Origin of the sequence: Streptomyces polygonati (assembly GCF_042650325.1) — a bacterium.
Classification (GTDB): Bacteria; Actinomycetota; Actinomycetes; order Streptomycetales; family Streptomycetaceae; genus Actinacidiphila; species Actinacidiphila polygonati.
In genome coordinates, this window is record NZ_JBHSBB010000040.1 from 26,352 (window position 1) to 40,371 (window position 14,020).

General features: G+C 72.0%; 11 protein-coding genes and 1 pseudogene. 6 read left to right on the forward strand and 6 right to left on the reverse strand.

Annotated elements, in window-relative coordinates; all coding sequences use genetic code 11:
* Positions 1–4: 4 nt before the first annotated feature.
* From ACFO3J_RS32655 to ACFO3J_RS32670, 4 genes are all read left to right on the forward strand, one after another.
* Positions 5–775 (forward strand): 4'-phosphopantetheinyl transferase family protein, encoded by a 771-nt coding sequence (locus tag ACFO3J_RS32655; RefSeq protein ID WP_386437385.1) that lies wholly within the window; start codon positions 5–7, stop codon positions 773–775.
* 268 nt (positions 776–1,043) lie between these two features.
* Positions 1,044–1,277, forward strand: coding sequence for a hypothetical protein (locus ACFO3J_RS32660; protein ID WP_386437388.1), 234 nt, complete (start codon positions 1,044–1,046; stop codon positions 1,275–1,277).
* Positions 1,278–1,558: 281 nt separating this feature from the next.
* Complete coding sequence (locus ACFO3J_RS32665; protein ID WP_386437391.1) at positions 1,559–3,412, forward strand: coagulation factor 5/8 type domain-containing protein; 1,854 nt, start codon at positions 1,559–1,561, stop codon at positions 3,410–3,412.
* Between the two features lie 185 nt (positions 3,413–3,597).
* On the forward strand, positions 3,598–4,413 hold the full coding sequence (locus ACFO3J_RS32670) for an SAM-dependent methyltransferase (RefSeq protein WP_386437394.1): 816 nt from the start codon (positions 3,598–3,600) through the stop codon (positions 4,411–4,413).
* A gap of 61 nt (positions 4,414–4,474) precedes the next feature.
* On the opposite strand, the gene ACFO3J_RS32675 is transcribed toward ACFO3J_RS32670, so the two are convergent.
* Entirely contained in the window at positions 4,475–5,377 is a 903-nt protein-coding gene (locus tag ACFO3J_RS32675) for a helix-turn-helix domain-containing protein (RefSeq protein ID WP_386437397.1), read from the reverse strand.
* A gap of 142 nt (positions 5,378–5,519) precedes the next feature.
* Positions 5,520–5,756, reverse strand: a complete 237-nt coding sequence (locus tag ACFO3J_RS32680; protein ID WP_386437400.1) for a DUF397 domain-containing protein — start codon at positions 5,754–5,756, stop codon at positions 5,520–5,522.
* Positions 5,757–5,958: 202 nt separating this feature from the next.
* Between ACFO3J_RS32680 and ACFO3J_RS32685 the strand changes: the two genes are divergently transcribed.
* Positions 5,959–6,525: an ATP-binding protein gene (locus ACFO3J_RS32685; RefSeq protein WP_386437412.1), complete on the forward strand. Its 567-nt coding sequence runs from the start codon at positions 5,959–5,961 to the stop codon at positions 6,523–6,525.
* An 82-nt stretch (positions 6,526–6,607) separates the two neighbouring features.
* On the opposite strand, the gene ACFO3J_RS32690 is transcribed toward ACFO3J_RS32685, so the two are convergent.
* Both ACFO3J_RS32690 and ACFO3J_RS32695 read right to left on the reverse strand, forming a co-directional pair.
* Positions 6,608–8,809, reverse strand: a complete 2,202-nt coding sequence (locus ACFO3J_RS32690) for an alpha-galactosidase (protein ID WP_386437403.1) — start codon at positions 8,807–8,809, stop codon at positions 6,608–6,610.
* A 439-nt stretch (positions 8,810–9,248) separates the two neighbouring features.
* Positions 9,249–11,363, reverse strand: coding sequence for a fibronectin type III domain-containing protein (locus ACFO3J_RS32695; RefSeq protein WP_449343668.1), 2,115 nt, complete (start codon positions 11,361–11,363; stop codon positions 9,249–9,251).
* A 377-nt stretch (positions 11,364–11,740) separates the two neighbouring features.
* Between ACFO3J_RS32695 and ACFO3J_RS32700 the strand changes: the two genes are divergently transcribed.
* Entirely contained in the window at positions 11,741–12,898 is a 1,158-nt protein-coding gene (locus tag ACFO3J_RS32700) for an ROK family protein (RefSeq protein WP_386437406.1), read from the forward strand.
* A 122-nt stretch (positions 12,899–13,020) separates the two neighbouring features.
* On the opposite strand, the gene kdpC is transcribed toward ACFO3J_RS32700, so the two are convergent.
* Both kdpC and ACFO3J_RS32710 read right to left on the reverse strand, forming a co-directional pair.
* Positions 13,021–13,647 carry a potassium-transporting ATPase subunit KdpC gene (gene kdpC, locus ACFO3J_RS32705; RefSeq protein WP_386437409.1) on the reverse strand — a complete coding sequence of 209 codons (627 nt, stop codon included), beginning with the start codon at positions 13,645–13,647 and terminating at the stop codon, positions 13,021–13,023.
* 31 nt (positions 13,648–13,678) lie between these two features.
* Positions 13,679–14,020, reverse strand: a pseudogene (locus tag ACFO3J_RS32710) (potassium-transporting ATPase subunit B); the annotation flags it as partial.

The following is a 14,020-nucleotide window of genomic DNA, read 5'->3' on the forward strand; positions in this document are numbered from 1 at the left end:
AGCCATGAGGCATCCGCTGTTCCCGACCCCCACCGTCCCGCCCCCGGCCCGCTCCACGGCCGACGGCCTGCTGATCCCCACGTCGCTCGGCACCCTGTACGCGGCGCCCGTGCCCACCTCGGCGCTGACCGACGCGCCCGAGGTGTGGCTGGTGGACACCACCGCCCACCGCGAGCACGCGGCCCTGCACGCGGCGGCCACCCTGGACGTACAGGAACTGGCCCGCGCGGCGGAGTTCCTGTACGAGGCCGACCGCGATTCCTATGTGTGCGCCCATGTGGGTCTGCGCCGGCTGCTCGGGGCCTATCTCGGCCTGTCGCCGCGCGAGGTCTGCGTGGAGCGTGCCCCGTGCGCGCACTGCGGCGGGCCGCACGGGCGGCCCGTGGTCCCGGGTGACGCGCTGCACTTCTCGCTGTCGCACTGCGCCGATCTGAGCCTGCTGGCCTTCGCGACCGCCCCGGTGGGCGTGGACGTCGAGGCGGTGCCGGCGCCGCGCACCGTCGCCGAGACCACCGATGTCCTGCACCCGCGGGAGGCGGCCGAACTGGCGCTGCTGCTCCCGGCCGACCGGCCGGTGGCCTTCACCCGGGTCTGGACCCGCAAGGAGGCCTACCTCAAGGGCCGGGGGGTGGGACTGTCGGCCGACCCGGCCGCCGACTACGTCGGCTCGGGACCGCGGGCGGCGCCGCTGCCCGACTGGTCGCTGACCGATGTACGGGTCCCGGACGGGCACTGCGCGGCGGTCGCGGTGTACGTCCCGGGGCTGCTGCCCTGAGGCTCCGGGTCCCGCGCCGCCGGGACCCGGAGCACTCAGGGCTCCGCTCCCCCCGTCCCGGAAGTCCTCGCGCCGCCGGTGTCACGCGGGGCTCCCGGGGGCCGGGCCCGGACCGTGCCGCCGCGACCCGCCGGGCACCGGCAGCCGGCCGGCACCGGCGCGGGGCGGCCCCGGGTACCGACCCGGCCGGCATCGGGTGTCACCGCCCGGCGGTCCCGTGCGACCCCGTTATCGAACACACATTCGAATGTGTGCCAGAATCGCCTCCATGCCCCAGCACGCCTTCCCCGACGACCTCATCCAGGCGCAGCGCGACTGGTACTCCACCTACCGCGAACTGGCCACCAACGGCGCCACGGGCGCGCAGACCACGGTGCTGCGGCGGCGGCTGGTCCGGCTGTCCGTACGGATCACCGCCCACCCGTTCTGGACGACCCTGCCCGGCACCGCGCCGGCCGCCCGGATGGCGCTCAAGGAGATGACCTGGACCGAGGTCCGCTGAAGGCCGGCCACCGGCGGCGCGGCGTCCCGAGCCGCCGCCGGACGCCCCCCGAGACCGCCCCCGAACTGCGGTCGGGCCGTGCGGCGAGTGATCCCACAAGCCTCAGCGACATCTCGCGCCACCCGCGCCGCGAATTGATGAGAGCGCTCTCTGAAGTCCTTGACAGCCGGGCTCGCGGGCTCCAGGGTACGTCTGCGAGAGAGCGCTCTCAGCGCTTCCTCCGTCCAACGCCCGTGCGTCGGCGGGCCGCTGGCCATCCGTGTAAAGGTGGGTCGTACCTCATGTCCTCATTCAGGGCCGCAGACAGTGAACTACCCGAGCCCGAGCGCAGATCCGGGCCGAAGCCGGCGGGTACCGGCCTGAGCCGCCGCTCGTTCGTGACCGCCGCGGCGCTGGCCACCGCGGTGCCGGTGGCGGGCGCCACCGCCGCGGCGGCGCAGACCCCGGCCGGGCACGGGCGTCCGCACACCCCCGCCGAGCCGGACTTCGGCCCCAACGTGAGGGTCTTCGGCCCCGACACGCCGACCGCCGACATCCAGGCGGCGCTGGACGCCGCCGCGCTGGAGCAGGTGCCGGCCGAGTTCGGCACCGGCCGGTACGCCTTCCTGTTCAAGCCGGGCACGTACGACGTGGACGCGCAGCTCGGCTACTACACGTCGGTGGCGGGCCTCGGCCTGCACCCGGACGATGTGACGATCAACGGCGCGGTACGGGTCGAGGGCCAGGACCAGCCCGGCGGCGGGGACAGCGCGCTGACCAACTTCTGGCGGTCGGCGGAGAATCTCGCGGTGGTGCCCACCGGCGACGTCAACTGGTGGGCGGTCTCCCAGGCGGCGCCACTGCGCCGGGTGCACATCCGCGGCCAGTTGTTCCTCTTCCCGCGCAAGGGCGGCTTCTCCAGCGGCGGTTACATCGCCGACTCGCTGATCGACGAGCAGGCGCTCAACGCCTCGCAGCAGCAGTGGCTGACCCGGGACAGCACCGTCGGCAGCTGGTCCAACGGCGTGTGGAACCAGGTCTTCGCGGGAGTCGAGGGGGCTCCGGCGCAGTCGTTCCCCAGCCCGCCGTACACCACGCTGCCGACCAGCCCGCTGAGCCGGGAGAAGCCCTTCCTGTACGTCGACGAGCACGGCGGCTACCGGGTGTTCCTGCCCGCGCTGCGCCATGACGGGGTCGGTACGACATGGAGCGGCGGTACGACGCCGGGCTCGTCGGTGCCGATCGACCGGTTCTTCATCGCCAGGCCCACCGACTCGGCCCGCACCATCAACAAGGCGCTGTCGCAGGGCAAGCACCTGCTCCTGACTCCCGGCATCTACAAGCTCACCGACACGATCAGGGTCAAGTGGGCCGGGACCGTGGTGCTGGGCCTCGGCTACGCGACGCTGACTCCGGTGGGCGGCGTGGTGCCGATGACGGTGGACGACGGCCGCGGCGTACGGATCGCCGGTCTGCTGTTCGACGCGGGGCCGGTCAACTCCCGGGTGCTGCTGGAGATCGGCGGCCGGCGCGGCGGCCGCACCGACCCGCGCGACCCGGCGTCGGTGCAGGACGTGTTCTTCCGGATCGGCGGCGCGGGCGCGGGCAAGGCCACCACCGCCCTGATCGTGAACAGCGACAATGTGCTGCTGGACCACATCTGGGCCTGGCGCGCCGACCACGGCGCCGGGGTGGGCTGGACGGTGAACACCGCGGAGACCGGCGTGGTCGTCAACGGTGACCATGTGCTGGCCACCGGCCTGTTCGTGGAGCACTTCCAGAAGTACAACGTGATCTGGAACGGCGACCGGGGCCGGACGATCATGTTCCAGAACGAACTGCCGTACGATCCCCCGAACCAGGCGGCCTACCGCCACCACGGGGTGAACGGCTGGGCCGCCTACAAGGTGGCCGACTCGGTGCGGCACCACGAGGGCTGGGGCCTGGGCTCCTACTGCTTCTTCAATGTGGACCCGACGATCCACAACGCGCACAGCTTCGAGGCGCCGGTGCGGCCCGGCGTGAAGTTCCACGATCTGCTCACCGTGTCCCTGAACGGGGACGGCGTGATCGACCATGTGATCAACGACTTCGGCGACCCCGCTCAGGGCACCGCCACCGTGCCGGTGAACGTGGTGAGCTACCCGGCGAGTTGATCCCTGGCTCATGGGGATGAGGGGGCTGCCGCCGGTCGGTCCGGCGACGGCCCCCTCACGCCGTGTGCCTCCCGGGCCGGACGAGCCCGGTGAAGTGTGTCGCCCGGCCGATCGGGGCTGCCTAGGATGTGCGTCAACTGCCGCAATTGCAGCACTTGTCAGAGCCGAAACACCATGAGGGGCCCATGGAACACCAGGACGCGCCGCTGAGCGACAAGATCGATGTGACGGTGCCGAGCGTGGCCCGCATGTACGACTACCTGCTGGACGGGAAGGACAACTACCCGGCCGACCGCGAGGCCACCGAGCAATTACTGCTGCAGGTGCCGAGCATGAAGGTCCTCGCGCTCAACAACCGCGACTTCCTGCGCCGGGTGGTGCGGGTGCTCGCCAGGGACTTCGGCATCAAGCAGTTCGTCGACCACGGGTCCGGTCTGCCCTCCGTGGACAACGTCCACGAGATCGCCCAGGCCATCCACCCGGACGCCCGGGTGGTCTACAGCGACGTCGACCCCATCGTGCTGGCCCACGGCCGCGCCCTGCTGGAGCAGAACGAGAACACGGCGGTCCTGCAGGCCGACTTCCGCGACATCGACAGCATATGGGAGAGCGACGAGGTCAAGCGGCTGATCAGGATGGACGAGCCCATCGCCGCGCTCTTCGTCTCGGTGCTGCACTGCATCAAGGACGAGGACGACCCGGCCGGCGTGGTCCGCCGGGTGCGGGAGAAGCTGCCGCCCGGCAGCTATCTGGTGGTCTGCCAGCTCGTCAGCGACGACCCCGAGACCCGGCGGTCCGTCACCGAGTTCATGGCCGAGTCCACCGGTGACAACTGGGGCCGGGTGCGCACCCCGGAGGACGTCCGCGGCTATCTGGAGGGCCTGGAGCTCCTGGACCCGGGCCTGGTGGAGGTCTCCACCTGGCGCGCGGACAACGACCTCGCGCCCAAGCAGCCCAGCAACGAGTGGATCGAGTTCGGCGGTGTCGCCCGGCTGACCTGACGGCCGGCCGAACAGGCCCGCGGCGCGTCGCCGGAAGAGCGCCGGCCCTGTCGCGCACCGGTCACCGGTAGCGCTGCAGGGCCTCTTCCAGCATGACGCGGCTCGCGGCCGGTGTCGCGGCGAGCGCGCTCAGCTCGTCGAGCGCCGCGCGGTAGCGGTCGAGGTCCTCCAGCCGGTCCAGGTAGACCGCGCTGGTCATGTGCTCCAGATACACCACGTCGGGCAGGAAGCCCTGGGCGAAGCGCAGATAGGTGACGGCGGCGCCCGGAGTGGCTTCGGCGCTGGCGGCGTACGAGGCGACCTGCAGCCGGACACCCGGCTGCCGCAGCATGTCGAGCAGATGCAGCAACTGCTCGCGCATCACCTGCCGTCCGCCGACCGGCCGGTGCAGCACGCCCTCGTCGATCAGCGCCCACAGCACGGGTGCGCCCGGCTCCCACATCCGGCGCTGCCGCTCCAGCCGTAATGCGACCCGGCGCCGCACCTCGTCCGGCGGGGCGAGCCGGTGGCCGCTGAGCACCACCGCCTCCGCGTAGGCGGGCGTCTGCAGCAGGCCGGGCACGAACTGCGTCTCGTAGGTGCGGATCACATGGGCGTCCCGCTCCAGGCCGATGAGCTGCTGCAGCCAGTCCGGGACGACTTCACCGTACGGCTGCCACCAGTCGGGGCGGGCGGAACGCTGCACCATGGCGGCGATGTCGGCGCGTTCCCGGTCGTCCACGCCGTAGAAGTCCAGCAGGTCCTCGACGTCGCGGACCTTCAGCGAGACATGGGCGGTCTCCATCCGGCTGATCTTGGAGGCGTGCGCCCTGATGTGGGCGCCGGCGCTGGCCGGGGTCAGGCCGCGGCTCTCCCGCAGTCCGCGCAGATAGGCACCGAGCACCCGCGCCATGGCCTTGGCGCCCATGTCGGGGCGCCGCTCCAGGAGTTGTATCGGTGAGACGACCTGCGGCGAGGCGGGCATGCGGGCTCCCAAGCGGTATCCGGACAGGCCAGTATGGCACCTGGGAGCCCGCCGCCACTGCCTGACAGCGTTGGTTCTCGGCCGACTTCAGGCCGCCGGGCGCCGGTTCACCGGTGGGTCGGCCGGTGGGTCGGGCGCCGGGTCAGTCGGTGAGGGCGTCGAAGTCGCCGTCCTTGGCGCCCTCGACGAAGGCGGTGAGTTCGGCGCGTGTGTAGACCAGGGCCGGACCGTCGGGGTGGCGCGAATTGCGCATCGCCACACCGCCGTCGGGCAGCATGGCCACCTCGACGCAATTGCCGCTCTGGTTGCTGCGCCCGCTCTTGATCCACTGCGCTCCGGTGATGGAGCTGGCCTGTACGCCGTTGTCGAACTGCTGCACCGAGCATCACTCCTTCGTTGGTTCGGCCGTCCCGCGAGTCCGCTTTCGCATCAGGGACGACCATAGGTACACACGTACCCACTGCGCACGTGCGGATGCAATTTCCGATGCAATTGCATCGATGGCCGCCGAACGACGATACTGAGCGTGTCGACATGATCGCGATGCGTGCAGATGAGCTTCGCTCGGAGGGGTGAACCGCATGACCGCCCAGGCGTCCGCCGCCGGGAACGACCCGGGACAGAAACACCAACGCCCGCCAGTGGCAAGGCGGTTGGGGGTCAGGCCGCTGGAGGCCCTGCTGCGGGCCGAGTGGCGGGCGTGGGGCGGCCGCGGCCCGACGGACTTCGACGGGGACGGTTTCGCCGCGCTCCGCTTCGACGCCTCCCCGGTCAGCGTCACCCGCACCCGGCGCTTCCTGCGCAGCACCCTGCTCGGCTGGCGGCTCCAGGAACTGGTGGACGACGCGACCACCATCGCCGCCGAGTTGGTGGCCAACGCCGTCACCCACGCCCTCCGGCCGCCGCGTCCGCACCCGCCGCTGCCGGCCGACCCCACCGCGTGGATCGCCCTGCTGCGCTTCGAGCGCGCGGTGGTGTGCGCGGTGGCCGACCCGAGTCCGCGGCTGCCCGCCCTGTCCCGCCCGGAGCCGTTCGCCGAGTCGGGCCGCGGGCTGCACATCGTGGCCGAACTCAGCGAGACCTGGGGGCACTCGCCACCGGAACCCTCCGGTAAGACCGTCTGGGCCCGGCTGACCGGCGGCGGTTGACGGGCGCGCCCGGCCGGCCCCGCGCCGGCCGGGCGGCGCCCCGGCTGACACCGCCCGCTCGCGGGCACGACCGCGCCTTCCGCTACGACTCCCGCCGCACCTCGATCAGCAGCGCCTGCTCCGGGTTGAGTGTGGGCATCGGGACGCCGGCCACCGCCAGCACCGCGCCCGGCAGCGTCACCCATCCGTCCAGCGCCGCGGTGAGCCAGGCCGGGCCGCGGGTCTGGTGCCAGGACGGCAGCCCCAGCTCGGTGCGGACCCTGACCTGGTAGCGGGCGTCCGCCGCGAGGCCGGGCAGCGGGACCCGGCCCCACTGGGCCTCGGGCGAAGTGGCCACGCGGGCCCAGCAGTAGAGAGCCGAGCCGCCGTCCCGGGCGACCACGCCGTGCAGCAGGGCGGCCTCCTCCCCGGAACCGGGGGAGCCGGCCAGGTCGGCGCGTACGGTACGGCCGCTGTGCAGCAGCGGGCGCAGTTCGCGGTAGAGGGCCGTCCAGGCGGTCAGCCGGGCCAGTTCCTCCGGAGTGCAGCGGGTGATGTCCTGCTCGATGCCGGCGTGGCCGAACAGCGCGGTGACCATCCGGAAGGTGTCGGAGCTGATCCGGGCGGTGGTGTGGCTGGTGGCGGGCCCCACATGGGAGCCGGTCAGCTCGGGCGGCAGCAGTTGGGCGGTCCAGCGCTGGATGGACTGGCGCTCCACCGGGTCGTTGCAGTCCGAGGTCCACACCCGGTCCGTCCTGGACAGGATGCCGAGGTCGATCCGGCCGCCGCCGCTGGCGCAGCTCTCGATCTCCAGCGCCGGGTAACGTTCCTTGAGGGCGTCCAGTAGCCGGTACAGGGCCAGCACCTGGGCATGGGCGGTGGGCCGGTCGCCGGGACCGTGCACGGCCTCGTGCACCTCCCGGTTGTGGTCCCACTTCAGATAGTCGATGGCGTAGCGCTCGATCAGCGCCTCCAGCGACTTGAGCAGGTATTCCCACGCCTCGGGATGGGCGATGTCCAGGACGTACTGGTGGCGGGCCGAGGGGCCCAGACCGCGGGCCGGGCCGAGCACCCAGTCGGGGTGCTCCCGGGCCAGCTCCGAGTCGAGGTTGACCATCTCGGGCTCGACCCACAGGCCGAACTCCATGCCGAGCGCGCGCACCCGGTCGACCAGCGGGCTCAGCCCCTTGGGCCAGACCACCGGGTCGACCGTCCAGTCGCCGAGGCCCGCGTTGTCCGAGCGCCGGCCGCGGAACCAGCCGTCGTCCAGTACGAAGCGCTCCACGCCGACCTCGGCGGCCCGGTCGGCGAGCCCGAGCAGCCGGTCCAGGTCGTGGTCGAAGTAGACCGCCTCCCAGCTGTTGAGGATCACCGGGCGGGGACGGTCGGGGTGACTCGGGCGGGACCGCAGCAGGGTGTGGAACCGGTCCGCGAGACCGTCGAGACCGGTCCCGGACCAGGCGAAGTAGCAGACCGGGGCCTGGTAGCGCGCGCCGGGGGCGAGCCGGATCTCGCCGGCCCGCAGCAGTTCGCCGCCGCCGAGAGCGGCGGCGTGGGTGCCGGCGCCCTCCGGGTGCCGCTCGACGAGATAGCGCTGGTCGCCGCTCCAGGCGATGTGCACGGCCCACACCTCGCCCTCCCGGAAGCCGAAACCGGGCACACCGACCGTCAGCAGATACGGCGAGTCGAGCCCCGGCTTGCCGCGCCGCGTCTCGCGGGCGTGCGTTCCGTAGCCGAGCGGGCGGCGCTGCGGGGAGCGCTCACGGCTCCACTTGCCGGTGAAGTCGAGGATCTCGGTGGCCCGACGGGGCAGTGGCAGCAGCGTGGTGACCTGCGCGAGGTCGTACGGGGCCGACTCCGCTCCCCCCTGCCGGGTGACCTCGGTGCCGACCGCGAGCACTCCCGAGGGGTCCAGGGTGTAGCGGACCGCGAAGTCGAGGCCGGAGGCGTCGTCGGTGAGCCCGACAAGCAACTCGCCCCCGGCGTCGCCCTGCTGATGGACGGTGGTGGCGACGGTACGCAGCCGGGGGGCGGCCGCCGCGCCGGCCCGGTGGCCGTGGTGGGCGGGGGTACCCGACCAGTTGTCGGCCTCGGTCGGCCAGATGGTGAACACCCGGGGGGTGTCGACGGCGTTGTTCAGCACGGCGGCGTCGGCGGTCAGCGCGAGCGCGGCGATGTCCTGGCCGGACAGCTCGCCGAGATCGGCTCCCCAGTGGAGGACTCTGGGCACCGGCTCGGTCAGCTCCACGACGAAGCAGGTGCCGGCCGCGCGCAGGGAGACGATCCGCGCGGGGGTGTCGGGCATACAGAGTCCTTTCGGTTCGTCCACCATGATGGACGGTTCCGGCGACCCGGTCCGGCCGGCCGTATCGGCTGCGGCCGGACCCGGTGGCGGTCAGTGGTGCCGGCGGAGTACGCCTCGGACACAGGATCCTGTTCTCAAGGTCCTCACGCGGTCCTGGCGGTCCTCGGCGGATGTCGGCGGCCTTCGGGGTGCCGAGGCGGACCGACAGGTCGGTGCCCTGCCTGGCGAGCGCCTTCGGGAGGCGTCCGCCGGCGCGGGGACCGACGGGAAGAATGTACCGGTCTGCGACACCTTGGACCTACATCACTCCGAGCCCGACCATGGACTCGCCGATCTTCGGAGCGTATCCCGTGTTCTGCGGCGAACGTACCCGGACGGCCGTGGTGGCCACGTCCGCCCGGGTACGCGGGGGCGTGTCAGGCCGTGCGTCCGTGCCCGGTCAGACGGTGATCCGGTCGATGTCGGAGGCGTAGTCGGTCGGATTGCCGAAGGTGACGGTGTTGCTGCCGGCGTTGAGCCGGACGGGTACGGTCACGGACTGCGCCGCGCCCCAGTCGTTGTCGTTGCTGCCGGCCAGCGGGAGCTGGAAGGACGTACCACCCGAGGTGATGACAACGGTCCGGCCGGAGGAGCCGTCCACGTAGTCGAGGGTGAGCAGGTAGGTCCCGTCCTTCGGCGCGGTCACACCGGTGATCGCGAGCGAGTTGCCGCCGCCGCCGAGGTCGCCGACCTTCTTGCCGCCGGAGCAGCCGGCGCAGTCGCCGGTGCTCGCGCCGCCGCTGAGGGTGTTGCCGGGAGCCTCGGCCTCGTAGGAGACGGGTCCGCCCGCGGCCGGCGTGGTGACCGGGACCGCCTTGCTCGCGGCGGACCGGTGGCCCTTGGCGTCCCTGGCGGCCACCGTGAAGGAGTAGCCGCTGGCGGGGGTCAGGCCGGAGACAGTGGTGGTGGTGCCGGTGGTGGCGGCGACTTTGTTGCCGTTGGCGTAGATGTCGTAGCCGGTGACCGCCGCGGCGCCGGTCCTCACCGCGTCCCAGGCCAGTGAGACGGAGGTCGCGGTGGCGGCGGTGCCGTGCACCGCGAGCGGTACGCCGGGGGACGCGGCGGCGCGCGGGGTGATGGTCAGCAGGCGCGAGCCGTGCGGCGGCAGCTCGGCGGTGAAGGAGCCGGCGGCGGCGCCGAGGTTCTGGTGGCTCCACAGGTCGCGCAGGTCGGCCTTGCCGCTGATGCCGAGGTCGCCGAAGTCGGCGGTGACGTCCTGGTAGCCGGCGCCGAGGTTGAACAGCGCCACGGTGTAACCGCCGTTCGCGTCGCGGGAGTACCAGACCTGCCGGTCGGTGGCCTGGCTGACCGGCTTCGCCGGGTCGCCCGCCTGGTCGACCGCGATGACCTCGTCGTTGGTGAGCAGCGACAGACCGTAGTCGTCGAGCTTGGTGAGGTCGTCCCCGGTGTACAGCGGCGCGGACTCGATCGCCCACAGCGTCATATAGCTCTGCCGCTCGACATCGGTGAGGCCGTCCATCGGGCCGACGCCGACATCGAGGGAGTCGAGGTTGTTCCAGTGGCCGGGACCGGCGTCCGGGATCCACTGGACGACGTCGTTCCAGCGCTCCTTGACCGAGCTGTTCCAGCTCACCAGGGTGTCGCAGTAGCACTCGACATCGGTGTCCACCCGCCAGCCGTTGGAGTTCTGCCGCCACACAGCGGCCTCGGCATGGCTGAGCGACCAGGACAAGGTGAGCTGGATGGGACGGCCGGCCTGCCGCAGCGCCGCGTGCCAGGCCTCGACGTCGGGGACGTTGTCGTGCGCGGCGTCGCCCTGGCCGGAGCCGGGGCCGACGCCGTCCACCTTGAGGAAGTCCACGCCCCAGCCCGCCAGTTCGTCGGCGACGGAGTCGATGTACTCGGTGGTGCAGGGGCTGTCGAAGTCCAGCTGGTAGGACACGTTGTCCCAGCCGCTGGTCGTGCGCAGGTCGGGATAGACGATGTCCTTGGTGGTGCAGCCGGGAGCGTCGTAGATCGGCGTTCTGCCGTCGTTGTAGGCGTCGAAGTAGAGACCGACCGCCAGGTATGTGCCGAACTTCAGCCCCTTCTTGTGCAGTTGGTTCCCGAGGTAGGTGAAGCCGTCGGGGAAGGTGGTCGTGTCCGGGACCGGCCGGCCGTAGTGGTCGAAGCCGCCGACCCAGCCCGCGTCCACGTTGACGTAGTCGTAGCCGTGGGACTTCAGCTTGGCGGAGAGCACGTCGGCCTGCTGGAGGACGTGCGCCTCGGTGAGGTAGTCCTCGTTGCCGTAGCCGGGGAAGTTGGTGGACTCCAGGCTCCAACTGCTCCAGCCCATGTACGGCTTGGCGGCCAGTACGGGTGCCGCACCGGGCCGCGCGGGCGCCGGGGCCTGGGCGTTCGCGTTGGTGGCGCGGGCCGGTGCGGCGGCGGAGGCCGCCGCGGGCACCACGAAGGCGGCGACCAGCGCCGCGACGGCGAGGAGGGGCAGGGCGAGGGTGCCGCGCGGGCCGCCGCTCCGGAGGCGGGGCTGCCGTCTGCCGCGTCGTACGGACACGGTGGGTCCTGCGGATGCTGCTGGACGAGCCATGGGTCTACTCCATCTCGGCGCTGAGGTGTGCGGCGGAGATCGGGAACCGCCGTGGACGCGGCCGGGGTTCACCTGTCCGCGGGGCGTTCCCCCGGTGGTGGTCGTCCCGGACACACCACCGGGGGGGACAAGCCGCGACCGGTGGGAGGAAGCCGGCCGCACTCCTCCCCGGACGGACCGTCCCGTCCGCCCCGACGAGGAAGTGCCGCGAATCTAGCCAGGGTTTCCTTCCATCGTCAACATACTCGGCGAGGAAAATCCGATGCTGGTGCCCACATATCTTCCATGTCAGGCCCCATCTTCAGGGGGTTTCATACTTTCCGCTGGAAAGGTAGGGTCCGGGCATGACGCTCGCCGATCAGCCGCCGGCCGCCGCTCTGGTCTTCCAGACCCTGCTCGCCCACGGCCCGCTGACCCGGGCCGAGGCCGGGCGGCGCACCGGGCTGTCACCCGGCGCGGTGACCAAGGTGGCCACTCCCCTGCTCGCCGACGGCTGGATCACCGAGCTGGGCCGGCCGGCCGTGGCGGAGCGGGCCAACGGCCGCCCGGCCACGCTGATCGCGGTACGGGCGGAACGCGCGCGCTTCATCGGCGTCAAGGTCACGGCCGACGAGGTGATCGGTGTGCTCGCGGATCTGACCGCCCGGCCGCTGGCGGCGCGGCGTGCCCGGCTGGGCTCGCGGGACGTCGGCACGGTCGTACGGGCCATCGCCCGGCTGGTCACCGCGTTGCGGGAGGCGGCCGGCGCCCGGCAGGAGGGCGGTGTGCACAGCGTCGGCGTCACCATCTCCGGCGATGTCGACGGGCACACCGGCACCGTGCAGTACTCGCCGTTCCTCGACTGGCGGCGGGTGCCGCTGGCCCGGTTGGTGGAGTCGGCCACCGGCATCCCGACGGTGATCGAGAACGATGTGCGGGCGCTGACCGTGGCCGAGCAGTGGTTCGGCGCGGGCGTGGGACTGTCGTCGTTCGCCCTGGTCACGGTCGGCGCCGGCATCGGCTGCGGGTTGTCCATCGGCGGCCGGGTGGTGTCGGGGGCGCACGGGGTGTCGGGAGAGGTCGGACATCTGCCGGTCGGCGGCGGCGACCGTATCTGCACCTGCGGCAACACCGGCTGTGTGGAGGCCGTCGCCTCGACGCACGCCATCACCGAGCAGGCGCGGCAGGCCACCGGCGACCCAGAGCTGACCATGGCCCAGGCGGTGCGGCTGGCGCACTCCGGGGACCCGGCGGTGCGGGCGGTCTTCGCCCTGGCGGGCCGCGCGCTGGGGCGGGCGATGGCCTCGGTCGCCAATCTGATCGGCCCCGAGCGGATCATCGTCTCGGGCGAAGGGGTCGCCTCCTACGACCTGTTCGCCGACCAGATCCGGCGCACCTTCGCCGACCACGCGTTCGGCGCGGCGGCGGACTGCGACCTCGTGGTCAGACCGCTGCCGTTCGAGGAGTGGGCGCGCGGCGGCGCGGCCGTCGCCGCGCAGCGGGTCTTCGCACCGTCGAAGTGATCTTCCCGCATCCGCCGACCCCCAACGACCCCCGCCGACCCCCGCCGCGTTCCGGCCGCGCCGCCACGGCACGGGGCCCGGGTCCGCCAGGAACCCGGGCCCCGTCTCCGGCTGGGCCGCGGTCAGGACAGCTTCGCCAGATCCTTGTTCAGCTCCAGCACATTGACGTGGGCTTCACCGAGGAAGCCGATGCTGCGGCCGTCCACATGCCGCGCGACCAGCTGGTGCACCGCGTCGGCCGACACCCCGCGGGCCTTGGCGACCCGGTTGACCTGCTCGTACGCATAGGCCGTGGAGATGTCCGGGTCCAGGCCGGAACCCGAGGCGGTCAGCGCGTCCGGCGGCACCTTCGCCGGGTCCACCCCGTCGAACGCGGCGACGTCGTGCCGCCGCTGCTGGATCGTCTTGACCAGACCCGGGTCGTTGGGACCGAGGTTGGAGGCCCCGGAGGCGAGCGGGTCGTACGATCCGGCCGACGGGCGCGGCTGGAAGAACTTCGGGTCCGGCCGGGCCGCCTCGTCGGCGTTGTCCGGGTCCTTCTTCGGCAGGTCGAAGTTCTGGCCCAGCAGGCTGGAGCCGACGACCTTGCCGTTCTGCTTGACCAGGGAGCCGTCGGCCTTGTCGTTGAACGCGGCCTGGGCGACACCGGTCACCGCGAGCGGATAGATCACTCCGCAGATCACCGTCATGAGCAGCAGGATGCGCAGCGCCGACAGGTGCCGGCGGATCGCGGTCGGAAGATTGGACATGTCCTACACCTACTTTCTTCGGGTCCGCCGGTCAGCTCAGTCCGGGAATGAACTGGATGATCAGGTCGATGACTTTGATGCCGGCGAAGGGCAGTACCAGGCCGCCGAGTCCGTACACCCAGATGTTGCGGTTGAGCAGTTGCGCGGCCGAGGACGGCCGGTAGCGCACGCCGCGCAGCGCCAGCGGGATCAGCACCACGATGATCAGCGCGTTGAAGATGATCGCGGAGGTGATCGCCGACTGGGGACTGTGCAGGCCCATGATGTTGAGCTTGTGCAGGCCCGGGTACGCCACGGTGAACATCGCGGGGATGATCGCGAAGTATTTGGCGACGTCGTTGGCGATGGAGAAGGTGGTCAGTGCGCCGCGGGT